Below are 17,858 nucleotides of genomic sequence, written 5' to 3' on the forward strand. Positions count from 1 at the left end.
TGCCGGGAAAGGTGCAACACCGCGCTTTAACTGGTGGGGATTCTTAATACCTGGCCGACGCGCAGGCGGTCGTTTGGCAGATTGTTGGTGCGGATCAATACCGCGAGGGGCACATTGAAGCGCTGGGCAATTCCGCTCAGGGTGTCACCGCGGATGGCAACATATTCCTGGTCGGGTATTTCGCCGGCCTCGACCCGCTGCGCGATCAGCGTGCCGCGCGGCGGGTTCCGGTAGAAATACGTGCGGATTCCCGCCAGAATGGCCTGGGCCAGCTTTTCCTGGTAGCTGCCGGTGTTGAGCAGTCGTTCGTCCTGGGGATTCGAAATGTAGGCGGTCTCCACCAGGATCGAAGGCACGTCATGAGCCTTGAGCACCGCAAACGGCGCCGATTGCAATCTCGACTTGCGCACGCGCCCGACGCCGTGCAGGCGCTGCAGTACGTCGTTGCCCACTTCCATGCTGGCGCCGATGGAAGCGTTCTGCGACAGGTCGATGATCATGGTCGCAACGGTGGGCGGCAAACCGTCCATCTCGATGCCGCCAACCATGTCCGACGCATTCTCGCGCCGGGCAAGCCGGCGGGCCTCATCGGACGAACCTTTTTCCGAAAGCACGTAAACACTGGAACCGCGGACCCGCCGATTTCTCACGGCATCCGCGTGCACCGACACGAACAGGTCGGCGTTGCGCTGTTGCGCACGCGTATATCGCTCGCGGAGCTTGATGTAGTAATCGCCGTCTCGCGTCATCATGGACGACATTCCGGGTTCCCTGTCTATCTGCCGCGCGAGGCGGCGGGCGATGGCTAGGACCACGGTTTTTTCCTGCAATCCTCCCCTGCCGATGGCGCCCGGGTCCCGGCCGCCGTGCCCGGCATCGACGGCGATGAGCACGTCGCGGTTCGCGGGCGCCGCGATCTCCTCCGCGACGGCTTCCTGCCCGATGCCCCCGGGATAGATATCGACCACGATACGATGACCGCGTCCGTCCTTGTCCGCGGCCACGCCGAAGCTGGTGGCGGTTGCGGCGGTCTGCAGGTCGAACACCAGGCGCAGCATGTCGCCCGGGTGACGGCCGTGACGCATCCGGCGCACGATCCCCGTGCTCCGCTGCGGAAGAGCGGCGTCGATCCGCGCGGAATAGAGATCCACGACTACCCGCGGCTGGTTGTCCAGCACCTCTAGCTTGTGGCCGCGCGCCTGATCCAGTTCAAGGACCACCCGCGTCTTCGAGTCGTATTCGACCACGCGAATGCCCTCAATGCGCGCGGGCGCGGCGTGCAGGGCGCCGGCCATAAGCCCGGCAACGAGCGCAACGAGGAGGCGGTGGGCGTTCATGCCTGCTGCATAGTCGGGTTTCCTCGTTGGCGAGTATAGCTCCGAGGCACCGCTTGTCAAGGAAAATTTCAAGAATATTAGTAGGCTATTCCCACTACTTAAGAAACGTCATACTAAGAGAGCAATTGCAGATCGTGGTGAATCGCCCCTCGAAGAAACCGCAGGATCCGACCGCCCGGTTCCGAGTGGGCACGCAGATTCACGAGCCTGCCGCGTTTCGCATGCATCAGGCGGAATGCGAGGTCGGGTCGCCCCAGGCGCCCCCGGGCGTTCTCGAACCACTCCACCAGCAAGACCTGACCGGCCGCGGCCGGCGTGGACTGAACACCGTCCTCAAGTCCTAATTCATCCAGTTCGGCCGCACGCCGAAGGCGGTACAGGTCCACGTGCAGCACTTCCACCGTCCGCCCCGTTCCGCCGAGGCCGAAACTATGCGCATGCACCAACCCGTAGGTGGGACTCGTCACCCGTGACCGGACTCCCAGCGCCGCCAGCGTTGCCGCCGCAAGGGTCGTCTTCCCGGCTCCCAGTTCCCCGTCCAGGCCAAGGAGCAGGAATGGCCGGGCGGCGATTGTCTCCTTCAGGGCCCCGCCGAGTGTCCGTCCCAGCGCCTCGAGGCCGTCGACGCTACGGGCGCAAAAGACAGCCGCCCGATCTTGCAGGCCGTCGGTCAAGGTTCATAGTTCCTCGTGCAGACGGGCGGCCGAAATCGCGCGCGTCCGCCTGCCCAGGGGAAAGCTCTCGGGCCCGGCGTGAACGACATCCATCCGCGTCAGCGAAAGGTTTTCCAGCGCGGACCTGACCGAGCGCGTAATTCGGGGATCGGACGTTCGACGGATTTCGAAACCGCGAAGCTGCCCGCCGCTCCTGGCGATGAGATCAACTTTGGCCCCGGTGTGCGCCGCCCAGAAATAGAACTGCACGTCCTCCCCGCCAAGGACGCGGATCAGGTTTTCCAGCACGAAGCCTTCCCAGGAAGCGCCTGACCTGGGATGCCGCTCCAGGTCACGCAGACTCGAAATGCCCAGGCAATGGTGCAGCAGCCCCGTGTCCTGAAAATAAACCCTGGGCGACTTGACCTGGCGTCTGGGCAGGTCCGCGCGCCATGGCTTCAGTGTGCGCACGATAAAGGCGGATTGAAGAATATTCAGATAGCGGCGGGCGGTGTGATGCGAGACACCCAGCGAGCGCGCCAGTTCCGACCCGTTCCACACCTGCGCATGGCAGTGCGCGAGCATGATCAGGAACCTTTCGATTCGGGCGGTCGGAGCATTGGCCGTGAGGCGATGGATGTCGCGCTCCAGGAAGTCGCGAACGTAACGTTCCCGCCATTCGAAGCTCTCGCTGTCGCTGCCGGCGCTGTACGATGCCGGCAGACCTCCCCTCAGCCACAGCACATTGGCCTGGGGCACCGGAATTTCGGCGGACTGAAGACCGGGAAGTTCGTAGTTGGCGCTGTATTCGGAGAGCGATTCGAACTGCTGCCGCAGCTTATCCGGAACGATGCTGCTCAGAATGAGGAATCGCGCCGGGTTCCAGGTTCTCACAAGCAAACGGCGCACGACATCGATAATGTGCGGGGCGCGGTGGACTTCGTCCAGCACGACCAGGCCCTGCAGGTTGGACAAAGCCAGTTCAGGATCTTCAAGCCTGGCGCGGTCCGCCGCCGAGCCCAGGTCGAAGAGATAGGAATTCGAGCGCGAGCGCTGCGCAAATTCGCGTGACAGGGTCGTCTTGCCTGCTCCCCGCGGGCCCAGAAGGACAATGACGGAGTTGTTGGAAAACAGCCGCCGTAATGCCCTGACATGGCCGTCACGCTCAATCATGCCGCTTATTCCAGAAATCTGGAATACCTGAGTCTAATTTTCTTCCATATAGATGTCAAGTTGCCCAAATCAAATAAGAGTCCGCTGGGCCCATGCCGGTCCGTTCTCCGAGCGAGCGGCGCCATTATCCAGTTCTACTCGGCGCCGGAATGATCCTCGCGGAGCCGAATCAGGGATTCAGTCCGGCACGCAGGGCGTCCAGCACGTCTCCGGCGATCATCCCGCGCTGACCGGCCTCCGCAACGCGATCGCCGGCCCCTGCATGCACGAAAGCGGCCAGGGCGGCCAGGTCTTCCGGTTCGGCCTCGGGGAACTGCGCCCACAGGCCCGCCATCAGACCGGTGAGCACGTCGCCCATCCCCGCCGTCGCCATGCCGGGATTGCCGGCGTCGATCACCCAGGGCGCTTTTTCGCTTCCCGAAACCAGCGTGTGCGCGCCCTTGAGCAGCGCCGCGCCGCCATAGCGCTTCCGCAAGGCCGTGACGGTGTCCAGACGATCCGCCTGCACCTGGGCACTGGAGCGCTCCAACAATCGCCCGGCTTCTCCGGGGTGCGGCGTCAAAATTAACGGTGCAGCATCCGCGCGATCCGGCGTGACCTGCGCCAGCCCGTCCGCATCCACTACGCGGGGCAAATTGCTTCCTAGAGCCGCTGCGAACACTTCGCGAGCCCAGGCATCCTGGCCGAGACCGCAGCCGACCGCCAGCACCGTGGCCCGTTCAATCAAGGGCGCGAGATCTTCCGCGTTGCGTACGCCGCGCACCATGAGTTCCGGCTGTCCGGACAGCAGCGCGGCCGAATGTTCCGGGTGCGTGGCCACCGATACGAGTCCAGCACCGGCACGCAAGGCGCCCTCACCGGCCAGCCTTGCGGCGCCGCCCATTCCCGGCCCCCCGGCCACTACCAGGACATGCCCGAAGCGGCCCTTGTGGTCGGCGCGCCGTCGGGCCGGGAGCATCGCGCGCAGCGTCGCCGCAGTGAAAACGCGCAGCATCGGCGTGCCGTTAAACGCGGTCTCGATTTCAGCCACCCTGCCCGGCGCGATCCGTCCGAGCGGCTCCAGCACCCGCCGCCCGACGTAATCCGGCGCGTCACCCAGAAACAACCCGCACTTGTCGGCCACGAAGGTCACCGTCAGCGCCGAGCGGACCGCCGCCCCCAACAGGGCCCCGGTGTCGGCGTGAATGCCGGTGGGAATGTCGACGGCCACGACCGGCGCACTGCCTTCGTTGGCCGCCTGCGCCGCTTCGAGATAAAGCCCGCCCAGCGGCCGGTCCAGCCCGATCCCGAGCATGGCGTCCACGATCAGGTCGCCTCCACCCAGCTCCGCGTGCGCCAGCGGGCCCGCCGGCACTGCGGATTGCCGCGCCGCCTCAAACTGCGTGGCCGCGTCGCCCCGGGGGCGATTTTCGGGAGACAGCAGCATGATCTTGACGCCGAGGCCCTCCTGCTTCGCCAGGCGGGCCATTACGAAGCCGTCGCCCGCGTTGTTGCCGGCGCCGGCCAGAACGATCCATCGGCGGGCCCCGGGGAACGCACGCCGGGCGCGCGCGTAGGCGGCCGCGCCGGCACGCTCCATCAGAGCGTTGCTGTCGATGCCCTCGCTTGCCATGAGCGCGCCTTCCAGCGCGCGCACAGCGTCGGCGCAGTATGCGGTCCGATGACTCATAAGCACGAATATTGCCCGAAATACATCCCGACCTATACTCTTTCGGCCCATGCAAGCTGCCACGGAACACTCGCGTATCGCCGCCGAACTGCCGGCGCTGGCGCGGGAATTCGGCTTCGAACAGGCCGGAGTGGCGGGAATTGACCTTGCCCGGGCCGAGGAGCGCCTGGAGCGCTGGCTGGAGCTGGGGCGGCACGGAACGATGGGATGGATGGCGCGGCACGGACGCAAGAGAACCCGGCCGGCCCGCCTGCTTCCCGGAACGCTGAGGGTGCTCTGTTTCCGCATGCATTACTGGTCACGGGACGCCGCCCCTGCCCTCGCGGTGCTGGCCGACCCGGACAGGGCCTACATTTCGCGTTACGCGCTGGGCAGTGACTACCACCGCCTGATGCGCAGGCGTCTCCGGAAGCTGGCCGAACGCATCGCGTCAAGGGCCGGACCCATGGGTTACAGGGTGTTCGTGGACAGCGCCCCGGTCATGGAGAAGCCCCTGGCCGCGCAGGCCGGACTGGGCTGGATGGGCAAGCACACCAACCTGATCGACCGCCATGAAGGCTCGTGGTTCTTCCTCGGCGAGATCTACACCGACCTCCCGCTGCCGGTCGACCACCCCGTGACGGACCATTGCGGCAGTTGCCGGGCATGCCTGGACATCTGTCCCACCGAGGCGATCGTGGCGCCTTATCAACTCGACGCCCGCCGCTGCATTTCGTATCTGACCATCGAGCATCGGGGATCCATTCCCCTGGAACTGCGGCCGCTGATCGGCAACCGCGTGTTCGGCTGCGACGATTGCCAGCTGGTCTGCCCCTGGAACCGCCATGCGCGGCCCAGCGAGGAAGCCGCCTTCGCCCCGCGCGGCGGCCTGGACAACGCCCGGCTGACGCGCCTGTTCGGGTGGGGCGAGGAGCAATGGCGCGAACGCACCCGGGGAAGCGCCCTGCGCCGCGCCGGCTATACGGGCTGGCTGCGTAACCTGGCTATCGCCCTTGGCAACGCCGCCCGGTCAGGCGAGGTGATCGAGTCGCTGCGTAACCGGTTGTCGCACTCCAGCGAACTCGTTCGCGAACACGTGCGCTGGGCGCTCGAGCGGCAGGCGGGCGATCAGGAACCCGCGCCGCAGACGACGTTGTCGATGAGGCGGGCGGAACCCAGCCAGGCGGCGGCGAGCACGACCCACTCTCCCGTGGCGGAAGCCGCCGGCGGCCCCAGATCGCCGGCTCGCCGCACGGCTACGTAGTCCGGCGCAAAGCCGGCTTCCGCGAGCCGGGCCGCCGCGTCCTCCTCCAGCCCGGGAAAGCCGCGCTCTCCCGCCTCGATGCGCGCAGCGCACCGCCGCAATTCGGCATGCAGGACCGGAGCGGTCCGCCGTTCCGCTTCCGTCAGGTAGCGGTTCCGCGAACTCATGGCCAGTCCGTCCTTCTCGCGCGTGATCGGACCCTCGATCACCTCGACGGGAATATGCAGGTCCTCCGTCATGCGGCGCAGGATCACCAACTGCTGATAGTCCTTGCGTCCGAATACCACGGCGTCGGGAAGGGTCAGCAGCAGCAGGCGCGCCACGACCGAGGTCACGCCGGCAAAATGCGTCGGTCGGTGCGCGCCGCACAGCTCGGCCGACAAACCGGGCACTTCCACGCGGGTCGGGTCGTCCAGCCCGCGGGGATAGACTTCCTCCTGCCCGGGAGCGAAAAGCAGGTCCACTCCCGCCTCGTGAAGCAGGTCCGCATCGGCATCCAGATCGCGGGGATAGCGCTCGAAGTCCTCTCCGGGCGCGAACTGCGTGGGATTGACGAAAATGCTCACGATTACCCGGCCGCCGGCGCCGGCCAGGCGCGCCAGGTCCATGTGCGCCTTGTGCAGCGCACCCATCGTGGGCACCAGCGTGACCTTCTCGCCGGCGGCGCGCCAGCGGCGCACCTGCGCGCGCACTTCCGCCTTGGTCGTAACTATCTGCACGGGGCAGCCGCCGGTTCAGGAAAAGCAGTGCTCGGGAGCGGGGTATTCGCCTGTCTTGACGGCCTGGACGTAGGCCTCGCAGGCGGCCAGCGGATCGTCCGCCGCGGTGATGAAATTGCGCACGAACTTCGGCACCGGTCCCTGCGTGATGCCGAGCATGTCATACAAGACGAGGATCTGTCCGTCGACGTTGGGTCCCGCACCGATCCCGATAACGGGCACACGGCACTGCTCCGCGATCGCCCTGCCCAATTCGTTGGGAACGCATTCGAGCAGGACCACGTCGGCCCCCGCCTCCTCCAGCCGTAGCGCGTTGGTCACCATTCGCTCCGCCTGCGACGGATCGCGTCCGTGCACCTTGAACCCGCCGATCTTGTGGACCGACTGCGGGCGAAGTCCGATATGCGCACAAACGGGGATGTCGTGCCGGGCCAGGTGCTCCACGATCCTGCGCTGGCCCTCGCCGCCTTCCAGCTTTACCATCATCGCGGCGCCTTCCTGCATCAGCCGCACGGCGTTGTCCAGCGCCTGTTCCGGTTCGCTGTAGCTCATGAACGGCATGTCGGCCACGAGAAAGGCGTGGGTGAGCGCCCGGGCCACGTGCCTGCTGTGGTAGATGATGTCCTCGACCGTTACCGGAACGGTCGTGTCGTGTCCCTGAATGACCATGCCCAGGGAGTCGCCCACCAGCACCAGGTCCACGCCGGACCGGTCCACCAGATGTGCAAAGCTGGCGTCGTAGGCTGTAAGGCAGGCGATCGGCTCGCGCTCTTTTTTCATCCGCGCCAGCGTGCTCACGTTCACCGGCGGTCTGCGCATGTCGCGCTGTTTCAACTGGACGTACACGGGCGATTCCTAGTGTCGTGTCACGCCGCTTGATGATCAGACGACCAGGCCGCTGGGATCGAAGTAGGTGCGGCCGGACCGGGCCTGTTGCATTTCGTTGAGCAGCAGTTCGATGTGCGCATCGTTGTTCACCAGGTCAATGGCTTCGGTGTTCACTATCAGGACCGGCGCCTCGTCGTAGTCCAGTATAAATCGCGCCATCGCCTCGTTGAGCCGTTCCAGGTACTCGGCCGTTATGCGCCGTTCCATCGGAATGCCGCGGTTGGCGATCCGCTTCAGCAGGGTCCGAACCGAGGTCTGCAGGAAAAGCACCAGGTCCGGTACCGGCGGGTCGATCGCTACGGCTTCGCGCACCATGTCGTAGACCTGCAATTCGTCCGACGCCAGCGTGCACTCGGCATAGACTCGGTCGCGCTCCAGCAGAAAATCGCTGATGCGGGTCGTGGGAAAGAGGTCGTCCTTCTTGATGCGCTCGGCGAGCTGCGTGCGGTGCAGCAGGAAATACAGTTGCGACGGAAGCGCGGCCTGGGTGATCCCGTTATAGAAACGCTCCAGGAAGGGGTTGCCGTGCGGCGCCTCAACGATCAGTTCTCCGTTCATCCGGTCCGCCAGCAAGTGCGCCACAGTGGACTTGCCGGCGCCGATGCAGCCTTCGACGGCGATGTAGCGGCCGCTACCGGACCTTTTTTTCATTTCCGTTGGCGCTCCGGCCTCCGGCGCGGCCCGGTCCGCGGCGACGGCGCTTCGACCAGGAACGGGAAGGCGCCGACCCCGCCTTCTTCCGCCAGTAGAGAACACACTGTTCGTCGATCTCGCCCAGGCGCCGGCGCAGGCACAACAGGCGATAGGCCGGGCGAAACAGGGGATGCTGCAATGTCTGGTTCACGCGCCGGCGCGGCCTGGCCTGCAAAAGGGCCTGCCGCCCCAGGACGTGCTCCATGTCCGCCATCATCTTTTTCGTGGGGCGCAGTCCGTATTTTCCGTCCCGAACCATCCGCCGAAAGGCATCGGTAATCTGCGTATAGCGGGGTATGCCACTGCCGCCGGGCGCCACGACCCGGGAAATCGGCCCCCAGTAGAACACGCACAACAGGAACATCAGGCTGGCATGCGAACCCTCGCTGAGCCTCTTGTCGGTGGCCGCAAGCGCATCGCGAACGAATCCTTCGGCGCGCGGCTCGTCATCCATCCACGGGCCCAGGAACGGGAACAGTTCATCGAGCAGGCCGAAGCGGCGCAGTTCATCGAAACTGGAAACGGCGTGACCGCCAAGGAACAGCTTGCGCACCTCTTCCAGGAGGCGGGCGGGCGGCTCCGACCGCAGCAGCCGGGCCAATGCCGGAATCGGCTTGGCGCAACGCCTGTCGAGCTCGCAGCCGAGTTTGGCCGCGAAGCGCGCCGCACGCAGCATTCGCACCGGGTCCTCCTCGTAGCGCAAACGCGGTTCCCCGATCAGGCGCAGGCGGCGCCTGGCGATGTCCTTGAGCCCGCCAACGTGATCAATAATGCGCTTGTCGGCAAAGTCCCAGTACAGCGCGTTGATCGTGAAATCGCGCCTCAGCACGTCCTCTTCCAGACTGCCGAAGCGATTGTCCCGCAGGATGCGCCCGTTGGATCCCCGGACAACCGAACCCTCCGGACCCGCGGCCTCGTTGCCGGATCCGCGGAACGTGGCGACCTCGATGAATTCGCGGCCGAACATCACGTGCGCGAGCCGGAACCGGCGCCCGATCAGCAGCACCCTGCGGAACAGCTTCTTCACCTGTTCCGGCCTGGCGTCGGTCACGATGTCGAAGTCCTTGGGCCGGAGGTCCAGCAGCAGGTCGCGCACCCCGCCGCCGACCACGCAGGCACGATAGCCTGCCCGGTGCAGGCCGCGTAGCACCCTGACGACATTGGACGGAAGCTGCCGCGCGGCGATGCGCGGTTCGCCCGAATTGATTTTCAGCGCCGTTGTCTTGATCGAGGTCGAAACTCCAGCCACGGATGGCACGGCGCGCGTGTGAAGCACGCCTTTATTCGGCTGCCTATAATATCGCACCGCGCCTTATCAGGCACGAAACGCTCCCTTCGTCTAGGGGTCAGGACGCCAGGCTCTCAATCTGGAAACAGGGGTTCGATTCCCCTAGGGAGCGCCAAACACCCTAACCGGCCGGGGTCCGCTGACGGGTCATCGACACTCCCGGCAGGATCGCGAATACCAGCACGGCGGCGTTCACGGCCGACGTCAGCACGAATGGCCCGGTCAGCAGCCAGGCATCGTATATGTAACCGCTCAGCTTCAGTATTACGGCCGCTCCGAGTCCGCTGCAAACCGTGTAGAAGCCGATGACCGTGCCGCGCACCTTGAGCGGCGCCTCCGCCTGAACGAACACCTGCGACGAAATGATTACGGCGGATTGACCAATCGACAGCAGACCGGCGGACAGCTGGCCGGATACCGAAGACGGGTCGGCCACGAAAAACGTCGAACCATAGCCCGCGACTGCGAAAGCAAGACTGACCTGGAGCGCGAAAAGCGGTCTGGCTCGATCGTTGAGAATACCGATCGCCGGCATGGCGGCCATCGAGACCAGCTGGATAATCACCATCAACACGCCGGCCAGAGCCAGTCCCTGCGCGAAGCCCGCCCCGGTAGCCACCGCATGGCCCGTAGTCCACAGGCTCAGATACGTGCCGATGACGGCCATGTTCGCCCCCGCCGCAAAGCCCGCAAGATAGGCTAGGCGAACGCCGGGATGCCGGATCTGTGCGACGCCCTGACGAACGAGCGCCCACAAGCCTTCATGATCGACTCCCTCGCGAGGCCCATCCGCGCGCAGCATCAGCGCCAGGACCAGTGCCGATACTCCCGCGGCGCCGACCATCAGGAAGTGTGTCGCGTATCCCGCATCGATGACGTCCCAGCCTCTTTCGAGCAGCCACTTCGGCATACCCACGATCACAACGGCGGCCACTATCGAACCGACCCCGAAGGTCACGCCCTGAAACGCGTTCCACTTGCCCCGGCTGTTTTCCTGCACGTAGTCGGCGACCACGATCAGGAAGCACGCCGCCACGGCCGTGCGTCCTATGGAGAAGATCGTGCGGGACACGATCAGCCCGGACAATGTGGACACGAGCGGCGCAACGAGAATGCCCAGCGCCATGACCACCACACCCAGCGTCAGCACCAGCCGCCGTCCCTTCTGGTCGGCCAGCGCGCCCGTCGCTCCCGCGAGGAATACCGTGATGATCTGGCCGATCGCGCCCAGGGTTCCGGTTGCATCGCCCATTTCCGAGGCGGGCAGATTGAGATGATGCTCCAGCAACCATGGCTGCACCATGTTCAGCCCGACGAAGCAAAACGCCAGGCAGCACACGCCCAGCAGCAGTCCGGCCGCGTTCACCGGCCGAACGTCCCGGTTGAGCGACATGCCCGCGAATTTTCCTGCAGCAGCCATCAATCGGGAGCCCGGCGCCAGCGCAAGCGGTCGGCGCGCACAAGCAGCAGGATCACGGCAACACCCAGCACAAGGGTGGGCGCCCAACCCGCCAGCCACGGTTGCAGGCCATAGAGCTGACCGGCTTCGGCCACCCCACGGTTCGCCAGAAACCAGATCAGCGCGATGCCCAGGCCCAGCGCAGCGCGGGCGCTGCCGCCCAGCGTCCTTCGATTGGTAAACACCAGCGGTAACGCAAGCACACACATCAGTGCCACCGCCGCCATCGTCGCAAGCCGCGATTGCATCTCCAGGCGGAATCGCTGTCCGCTGAGCTGGTTCGCTTCCAGGTAACGCGCGTAGCGCAACAGGCTGCCGACTGTCATCAGTTCGGGGCGCAGCTCGACCAGTTCGACGATATCCGGGCTCAGGCGGGTCTCGGTAACCCGGAGATCGCTGTACGAAACCTGCGCGCCGTCCTCGCCGATTACGGTCTCTTCATAGCCGCCGAGTTCCAGCTTGCCGTCCTCGTTGATTCTCGCGGCCCGCGCCCGGCCGAAACTGCGAATGCCCTCCGGCGCCAGGCGGAACAGAAAGGCGCTGGCGTAGCCCTCTTCGTCGCCCGCGGGGCGCAGGTTCAGAATCAGGTCGCCGTCGCGCATCCAGACGCTCGCTCCCTGGGTCAGCGCCGGCGCCGGATTCAGGGCGTCCGCCCGCATGCGCTTGCCCAGGGCGTGCATCGGTGGGGCCAGCGACTCACCGAGGAACACCGCCAGCACAAAGAAAAGCGCTCCCGCAGCCCACACCGGAACCGAGAGCCGGAGCACCGACACACCGGAGGCCCTCGCCACCGTCAGTTCCTGGTGCGCGGAAAAATTGCCCAGTGCAAGGAAGCTCCCGATGATTGCGGCCGCGGGCAGCGCGTCGAACGCGAATTGCGGAATGCGCAACGCGGAGTAGGCGAGACCGTCGAGCAGCGTGTAGGCGCCCTGGCCCGCCATGCGGGACTGCTGGGCGAAATCCACGAACAGCGAGAGCGACATCAGCGCGCAAAGGCACATGAGCACAAGCGGAACGACACCGCGCAGCAGGTAGCGGTCAAGTAGCGTCATACCGTCTGCATGGCGCGGATTCGCCGGCCGAATTGCTTGAGCAGGTGCGAATCGCCCAGCCCGAAATACGCCGCGGCCGCGCAGGCCAGCAACAGGTGAACCCACCACACGCCGAGCCACAGCGGCGTGATTCCCTGCTGGGCCCAGGAAAGCGCCGCGGTGACGAGGTTGGTGTATATCACGTACACGAGCAATGCCCAGGGGAGCGATGCGAAGCGGCTCTGGCGCGGCAGGCGGCGGCTGAGCGGCAGCGCCATCACGGCCAGGATCAGCAGAACAAGCGGAGCCGAGAGGCGACGCTGAAGTTCCAGCAGCGATTCCGGATCGCCTTGCGACCACAGTTCCGCGCTAGGCGCCGCGTCCATTTTCGTCGCCGCGGAAACCGTTTCCGGCAGGCTCGCCGGTATGCCGTGCTCGGCAAAGCGCACGATGCGGATCTGCGCCTCGCCCGGCCATCCGTCGTACAGCACGCCGTCGTAGAACGTCACCATTCGAACCAGAGGGTCCGCCGTTTCCTGCAGGGCCATACGGTCGGTCACGATGATTTGCATGCGCCCGTCCACGCGCCGGTGGGCGAACACCCGGTAGAGCCGGCCCTGTTCATCGGCCTCCTCGGAATAGACCACGCCCTGGCCGCCCATGGAAACGAAGCGCCCCGGTTCCAGCCGGCGCAGATCGCCCATGGACGCGGCTTCCCGTTCCAGTTCATCCACTGCCCGGCGCGCCCCGGGCGCAAGGTCCAGGGTCATCCAGCAGGCCAGCGCCGCCACCGGCAGGGCCAGCGCCAGCACCGGCTTGAGCTGGGAACGGGCGCCGTAGCCGCAGGCGCGGATCACCGGCAACTCGCAGTCGCGATACATGCGCCCGAGCGCCAGAAGCAGGCCGAAGAACAGCGCCGCCGGCATGATCACCGGCAGGTACTGCAGGCAGGTGTAGCCGATCATCGGCAGCACGGCGTCGCGGGGCAGATCCTGCGAGGCCGCAGCCGACAGTATTCGCACGCACTGGTTGGTGCCCAGCAGCACAAGAAGCACCGCCAGCGCGCCGCTGAACGCCACCAGGCCTTCGCGAAAGAGATAGCGGTCCAGTATGCGCATCATTCCTCAAAGGCAATAGAATGAGCCACCGTTACGGCCTGCGCCGATTCCGTTAAAGCAGCGCCGTTGGACGGGTTTTCAAGAGGCGACCACATGCAATTCGAAATCACCACGCAGAAGTTGAACAGTGTACAAGCTGACCTGGCGATCGCCCCGGTCTATCAGGACGGAAAACCGGCCACGGCCACCGCCGGCCTGAGCGCGGGCCTGCGCAATCTGATCGGCAATGCCATGGCTTCGGGCGACATTCGCGGGAAGTCCGGCGAAACGCTGCTGCTTACCCATACGGGCCGGCTGGGAGTGCGCCATTTGCTGCTCGCCGGCCTCGGCAACAGGGACAAGCTCGATGCCGCCGGCTGGCGCAAGGCCGTGGAGGCCGCCGTAAAGCGGGCCGAGCGGTCGAGCGCAACCACGGTTGTCAGCCTGATGGGGCTGGAAGACGTGCCGGGCATGGACGCAACGCGCAAGGCGCGGAGTTTCGCCGAGCAATGGCTCTACGCCTCCTATCGTTACACGGCGACCCGCAAGAGGGTCAAGGACACGCGGCCGAAGGACCGCCGGCTTACCGTCGCGATCGACGGCGAGGAGGAAGAGGCGCAGGCGAAACTGGGCTTGAGGCAGGGCCGCGCCATCGGACGGGCCCGCAACTATGCGCGGGAGCTGGGCAACCTGCCGGCAAACGTCTGCACACCGGCCTACCTGGAGTCGGAAGCCCACAAGCTGGCGCGCCGCAGCACCCGCGTCACCGCCGAGGTTCTTCAGGAAGACGAAATGAAGGAACTGGGTATGAATTCGCTGCTGTCGGTTTGCGAAGGCAGTGAGTTGAAGCCCCGGCTGATCGTGCTCCACTACAGGAACGCGCCGGACGACTCGCCTCCCGTCGCCCTGGTCGGCAAGGGCGTGACCTTCGACACCGGCGGAATATCGCTGAAGCCCGGCCGGGCGATGGACGAGATGAAGTTCGACATGAGCGGGGCCGGTTCGGTGCTGGCGGCCCTGCACGCCTCGATCGAACTGAGGCTTCCGATCAACCTGGTGGTCCTGGCGGCAGCCGTGGAGAACATGCCCAGCGGCCGGGCCACGAAGCCGGGCGACATCGTCAAGGCGATGTCCGGCGAGACCATCGAGATTCTCAATACGGACGCCGAAGGCCGGCTGATACTGGCGGATGCGCTCTACTATTCGCTGCGCTACAAGCCGTCCAAGGTGGTGGACGTCGCCACGCTGACGGGCGCCTGCCTGATGGCGCTGGGCCGCCACTACAGCGGCCTGTTCGCCAACAACGACGACCTCGCCGAAGAGCTGCGCGCGGCAGGCGAAGCGGCCAGCGATCCGGCCTGGCGGCTGCCCATGGGACCGCAATACATGCCGGAGCTGAAGAGCAATTTCGCCGACATGGCCAATATCGGCTCGCGCTTCGCCGGGGCTACGACCGCGGCCTGCTTCCTGTCGCGATTCGTCAAGAATGCGCACTGGGCGCACCTGGACATTGCCGGCACGGCGTGGAAGACGGGGGGCAGCAAGGGCAGCACGGGCCGTCCCGTGCCTTTGCTCACCGAGTTTCTGCTGGGTCAGTAGCGGGCCGGCGCTTGGATCTCGCCTATCCTTGCTCCTCTTCTTCCGGGAGACGCATGAATCCATCCATGGAGCTTGGTTCCGCCATCCCTGGCTCACAAACTCCCGGAAGAAGAGGAGCAAGGATAGGCTCCGGTTGGCGCGCATTCGCACCTTGAGCTTGGTATGGTCGATATGAACGGGCGGGTGCTGGGGGAGCGGTATCGGCCGGCGGAGATTGAGGGCGAGGCTTACCGCCGGTGGGAGCGGGCGGGATGGTTTGCGCCGCGCGGGGACGGCCCGCCATTCTGCATCGTGATACCGCCGCCGAACGTGACCGGCAGCCTGCACATGGGGCACGCCTTCCAGGACACGGTGATGGACGCGCTCACCCGCTACCACCGCATGCGCGGCGATTGCACCCTCTGGCAGCCGGGCGTGGACCATGCCGGCATCGCCACCCAGATGGTGGTGGAGAGGCAGCTCGAGGCCGAGGGCCTGAGCCGCCGCGAACTGGGGCGCGAGGAGTTCGTCCGGCGGGTCTGGGCCTGGAAGGAGTCGTCCGGCGGGCGTATCGGAGACCAACTGCGGAGGCTGGGCGCATCGCTGGATTTCTCGCGCGACTGCTTCACGCTGGACGAAGCGCGCAGCCGGGCGGTTCGCGAGGTTTTCGTGCGCCTGCACGAAGAAGGCCTGATCTACCGCGGGCAAAGGCTGGTGAACTGGGACCCCGTGCTGCAGACCGCGCTGTCCGACCTGGAAGTGGTGTCCAGCGAGGAGGACGGCCACCTGTGGCGCCTGCGCTACCCGCTGGTGGACGGCGATGGCGCGGTGGAGGTGGACACGACCCGCCCCGAGACCATGCTTGGCGATACCGGCGTGGCCGTGCATCCCGAAGACGAGCGTTACCGGCAACTCGTGGGCCGGATGGTGCGCCTGCCGCTGACCGGGCGGGAAATCCCCATCGTGGCGGATGAGGCGGTGGACCCTGAGTTCGGCACCGGTTGCGTCAAGGTCACGCCCGCGCACGACTTCACCGACTACGAAATCGGTAGGCGCAACGGCCTGCCCTCGATCAACGTGCTCACCCCCCGGGCCCGCATCAACGACGCCGCGCCGCCGGCATTCGTCGGCCTCGACCGCTTCGATGCCCGCAAGGCGGTGGTGGAGGCGCTCAAAGAAATGGGCGCGTTGGCGGGCGTAAAGAAGCACCGCCACGTCATACCGCGGGGCGACCGCTCGCAGGCCGTGCTGGAACCCTTCCTGACCGACCAGTGGTACGTGCGCGCCGCGCCCCTGGCCGAGCCCGCCATCGCCGCGGTCGAGGACGGGCGGGTGCGCTTCGTTCCCGAAAACTGGGCGGCGACCTATTTCGAGTGGATGCGCAACATTGAGGATTGGTGCATCAGCCGCCAGCTCTGGTGGGGGCACCGGATACCCGCCTGGTACGGCGAGGACGGCGAGGTCTTCGTCGGCCGGAACGAAGCCGAGGCGCGCCGGCGGCACAAGCTGCCGGACGACTATCCGCTGCGGCGGGACGACGATGTTCTGGACACCTGGTTCTCGTCGGCCCTGTGGCCGTTCTCCACCCTGGGCTGGCCGGGGGAAACGCCGGAGTTGCAGCGCTTCTATCCCGGCACGGTGCTGGTTACCGGCTTCGACATCCTGTTCTTCTGGGTCGCGCGGATGATCATGATGGGGCTGAAGTTCATGGGCGACGTGCCGTTCAGGGAGGTTTACGTGCACGGCCTGATCCGCGACCACGAAGGCCAGAAGATGTCCAAATCCAGGGGCAACGTGATCGACCCGCTGGACCTGATCGACGGCGTGGACCTGGACGGCCTGGTGGCGAAGCGAACCGCCGGGCTGATGCAGCCGCGATTGGCGCCGGAGATCGAGCGCGCCACGCGCAAACAGTTCCCCGACGGCATTCCGGCATTCGGCGCCGACGCCGTGCGGTTCAGTTTCGCCGCCATGGCAAGCACCGGCCAGGACATCCGCTACGACCTCGACCGCACCGCCGGCTACCGCAATTTCTGCACCAAGCTGTGGAATGCGGCCCGCTTCGTCTTCATGCAGCAGCCCGGGAACGAGGATGTCCCGCCCGCGAAAGACGCCCACCTGGGACCCGCCGACCGCTGGATCGTCTCCCGCCTGGGCAAGGCCCTCAAGGCAACCGCGGAAGGGCTGGACGGCTACCGGCTCGACCTGGCGAGCCGCGCGATGTACGACTTCGTCTGGCGCGAGTATTGCGACTGGTACCTGGAACTGGCGAAGATCGTGCTGGCCGGCGGCGACGCAAAGGCGGCAGACGCCGCCCGGCATACGCTGGTTCGCGTGCTGGAGGCCGTGCTGCGGGCGCTGCATCCGATCATGCCGTTCATCACCGAGGCGCTGTGGCGGCGCACCGCCCCGCTGGCGGGAACCGGCGGCGAAAGCGTGATGATCGCGTCCTGGCCACAAGCCGATGCTTTTCCCGAGGACCGCGAGGCCGAAGCCGAGATCGAGTGGCTCCAGGGATTCGTACTGGGAATACGGCAGATTCGCGGTGAACTGGACCTGCCGCCCGGCCGCAGGCTGGAAGTGCTGGCCCAGGGCGGCCGCCAGGACGACCACGAGCGTATGGAATCGCTGTCGGGGCTCCTTAACCCGATGGCCGGCATGGACAAACTCACGCTGCTCGCAGCGGATGCCGAGGCGCCGCCGGCCGCGTCCGCCCTGCACGGCGAGCTGAGGCTGCTGACGCCCCTGGCCGGCGTGATCGACCCGGCGGCCGAAAGCACCCGCCTCGGCAAGCTCCGCGCCCAGGCCGAAAAGGCCCTGCAGGCGGCCGAGAAAAAGCTGGCCAATCCGCAGTTCCTGGACAAGGCCCCGCCCGATGTCGTCCAGGGCGTACACGACCGCCGGGAAGAACTGAAACGCGATCTTCAGAGCCTGCGCGAACAACTGGAAAGACTGAAAAACCTGGGCTCCTGAATGAAACCCGGCCGGGGCGCCGGGTAGTACACTTGACGCGGTTCCGCCCGCACCGCG

At 66.1% G+C, this 17,858-nt stretch carries 13 protein-coding genes, 1 tRNA gene and 1 pseudogene; 4 read left to right on the forward strand and 11 right to left on the reverse strand.

The window, feature by feature from the left end:
* Positions 1-26: 26 nt before the first annotated feature.
* The 4 genes from F4Y72_09600 to F4Y72_09615 form a co-directional block, all read right to left on the reverse strand.
* Positions 27-1,295, reverse strand: coding sequence for a LysM peptidoglycan-binding domain-containing protein (locus F4Y72_09600; protein ID MXZ28544.1), 1,269 nt, complete (start codon positions 1,293-1,295; stop codon positions 27-29).
* Positions 1,296-1,450: 155 nt separating this feature from the next.
* Positions 1,451-2,011: a tRNA (adenosine(37)-N6)-threonylcarbamoyltransferase complex ATPase subunit type 1 TsaE gene (tsaE, locus tag F4Y72_09605; GenBank protein ID MXZ28545.1), complete on the reverse strand. Its 561-nt coding sequence runs from the start codon at positions 2,009-2,011 to the stop codon at positions 1,451-1,453.
* A 3-nt stretch (positions 2,012-2,014) separates the two neighbouring features.
* A complete protein-coding gene (locus F4Y72_09610; protein ID MXZ28546.1) occupies positions 2,015-3,163 on the reverse strand; it encodes an ATP-binding protein in 1,149 nt (382 codons plus the stop codon).
* A gap of 169 nt (positions 3,164-3,332) precedes the next feature.
* Positions 3,333-4,883, reverse strand: coding sequence for an NAD(P)H-hydrate dehydratase (locus tag F4Y72_09615; protein ID MXZ28547.1), 1,551 nt, complete (start codon positions 4,881-4,883; stop codon positions 3,333-3,335).
* Here F4Y72_09615 and queG point away from each other — a divergent pair.
* Positions 4,882-6,039 (forward strand): annotated as a pseudogene (gene queG, locus F4Y72_09620) (tRNA epoxyqueuosine(34) reductase QueG). The gene F4Y72_09615 and the pseudogene queG overlap by 2 nt on opposite strands.
* Here the strand turns inward: queG and F4Y72_09625 are convergent.
* The 4 genes from F4Y72_09625 to pcnB form a co-directional block, all read right to left on the reverse strand.
* Entirely contained in the window at positions 5,940-6,794 is an 855-nt protein-coding gene (locus tag F4Y72_09625; protein MXZ28548.1) for a pantoate--beta-alanine ligase, read from the reverse strand. The pseudogene queG and the gene F4Y72_09625 overlap by 100 nt on opposite strands.
* A 15-nt stretch (positions 6,795-6,809) precedes the next feature.
* The gene (panB, locus tag F4Y72_09630; GenBank protein MXZ28549.1) at positions 6,810-7,613 is read right to left on the reverse strand and encodes a 3-methyl-2-oxobutanoate hydroxymethyltransferase; all 804 of its coding nucleotides are present in this window, start codon (positions 7,611-7,613) and stop codon (positions 6,810-6,812) included.
* A 63-nt stretch (positions 7,614-7,676) separates the two neighbouring features.
* Positions 7,677-8,333: a deoxynucleoside kinase gene (locus tag F4Y72_09635; GenBank protein ID MXZ28550.1), complete on the reverse strand. Its 657-nt coding sequence runs from the start codon at positions 8,331-8,333 to the stop codon at positions 7,677-7,679.
* Positions 8,314-9,681: a polynucleotide adenylyltransferase PcnB gene (pcnB, locus tag F4Y72_09640; GenBank protein MXZ28551.1), complete on the reverse strand. Its 1,368-nt coding sequence runs from the start codon at positions 9,679-9,681 to the stop codon at positions 8,314-8,316. The genes F4Y72_09635 and pcnB overlap by 20 nt, the downstream gene beginning before the upstream one ends.
* 22 nt (positions 9,682-9,703) lie before the next feature.
* Here pcnB and F4Y72_09645 point away from each other — a divergent pair.
* Positions 9,704-9,778, forward strand: a tRNA-Glu gene (locus F4Y72_09645).
* Positions 9,779-9,784: 6 nt separating this feature from the next.
* Here the strand turns inward: F4Y72_09645 and F4Y72_09650 are convergent.
* From F4Y72_09650 to lptF, 3 genes are read right to left on the reverse strand one after another with little or no spacing between them, the layout of a single operon-like run.
* Positions 9,785-11,083, reverse strand: coding sequence for an MFS transporter (locus tag F4Y72_09650; GenBank protein MXZ28552.1), 1,299 nt, complete (start codon positions 11,081-11,083; stop codon positions 9,785-9,787).
* Positions 11,083-12,174 (reverse strand): LPS export ABC transporter permease LptG, encoded by a 1,092-nt coding sequence (lptG, locus tag F4Y72_09655; GenBank protein ID MXZ28553.1) that lies wholly within the window; start codon positions 12,172-12,174, stop codon positions 11,083-11,085. Before lptG ends, F4Y72_09650 begins: the two co-directional genes overlap by 1 nt.
* Positions 12,171-13,274: an LPS export ABC transporter permease LptF gene (gene lptF, locus F4Y72_09660; protein ID MXZ28554.1), complete on the reverse strand. Its 1,104-nt coding sequence runs from the start codon at positions 13,272-13,274 to the stop codon at positions 12,171-12,173. Before lptF ends, lptG begins: the two co-directional genes overlap by 4 nt.
* A 90-nt stretch (positions 13,275-13,364) precedes the next feature.
* Here lptF and F4Y72_09665 point away from each other — a divergent pair, with 90 nt between their 5' ends.
* Both F4Y72_09665 and F4Y72_09670 read left to right on the forward strand, forming a co-directional pair.
* Positions 13,365-14,849: a leucyl aminopeptidase gene (locus tag F4Y72_09665; protein ID MXZ28555.1), complete on the forward strand. Its 1,485-nt coding sequence runs from the start codon at positions 13,365-13,367 to the stop codon at positions 14,847-14,849.
* A gap of 171 nt (positions 14,850-15,020) precedes the next feature.
* Entirely contained in the window at positions 15,021-17,801 is a 2,781-nt protein-coding gene (locus tag F4Y72_09670) for a valine--tRNA ligase (GenBank protein ID MXZ28556.1), read from the forward strand.
* Positions 17,802-17,858 lie beyond the last annotated feature (57 nt).

The sequence above is a fragment of the Gammaproteobacteria bacterium genome (assembly GCA_009838035.1).
Classification (GTDB): Bacteria; Pseudomonadota; Gammaproteobacteria; order Steroidobacterales; family Foliamicaceae; genus Foliamicus.

Coding starts and splice junctions, on each gene's coding strand:
- F4Y72_09665 (MXZ28555.1), top strand. CDS start 13,365: ATGCAATTCGAAATCACCACGCAGAAGTTGAACAGTGTACAAGCTGAC.
- F4Y72_09615 (MXZ28547.1), bottom strand. CDS start 4,883: ATGGGCCGAAAGAGTATAGGTCGGGATGTATTTCGGGCAATATTCGTG.
- lptF (MXZ28554.1), bottom strand. CDS start 13,274: ATGATGCGCATACTGGACCGCTATCTCTTTCGCGAAGGCCTGGTGGCG.
- panB (MXZ28549.1), bottom strand. CDS start 7,613: ATGCGCAGACCGCCGGTGAACGTGAGCACGCTGGCGCGGATGAAAAAA.
- F4Y72_09650 (MXZ28552.1), bottom strand. CDS start 11,083: ATGGCTGCTGCAGGAAAATTCGCGGGCATGTCGCTCAACCGGGACGTT.
- F4Y72_09610 (MXZ28546.1), bottom strand. CDS start 3,163: ATGATTGAGCGTGACGGCCATGTCAGGGCATTACGGCGGCTGTTTTCC.
- F4Y72_09670 (MXZ28556.1), top strand. CDS start 15,021: ATGAACGGGCGGGTGCTGGGGGAGCGGTATCGGCCGGCGGAGATTGAG.
- F4Y72_09600 (MXZ28544.1), bottom strand. CDS start 1,295: ATGGCCGGCGCCCTGCACGCCGCGCCCGCGCGCATTGAGGGCATTCGC.
- lptG (MXZ28553.1), bottom strand. CDS start 12,174: ATGACGCTACTTGACCGCTACCTGCTGCGCGGTGTCGTTCCGCTTGTG.
- F4Y72_09635 (MXZ28550.1), bottom strand. CDS start 8,333: ATGAAAAAAAGGTCCGGTAGCGGCCGCTACATCGCCGTCGAAGGCTGC.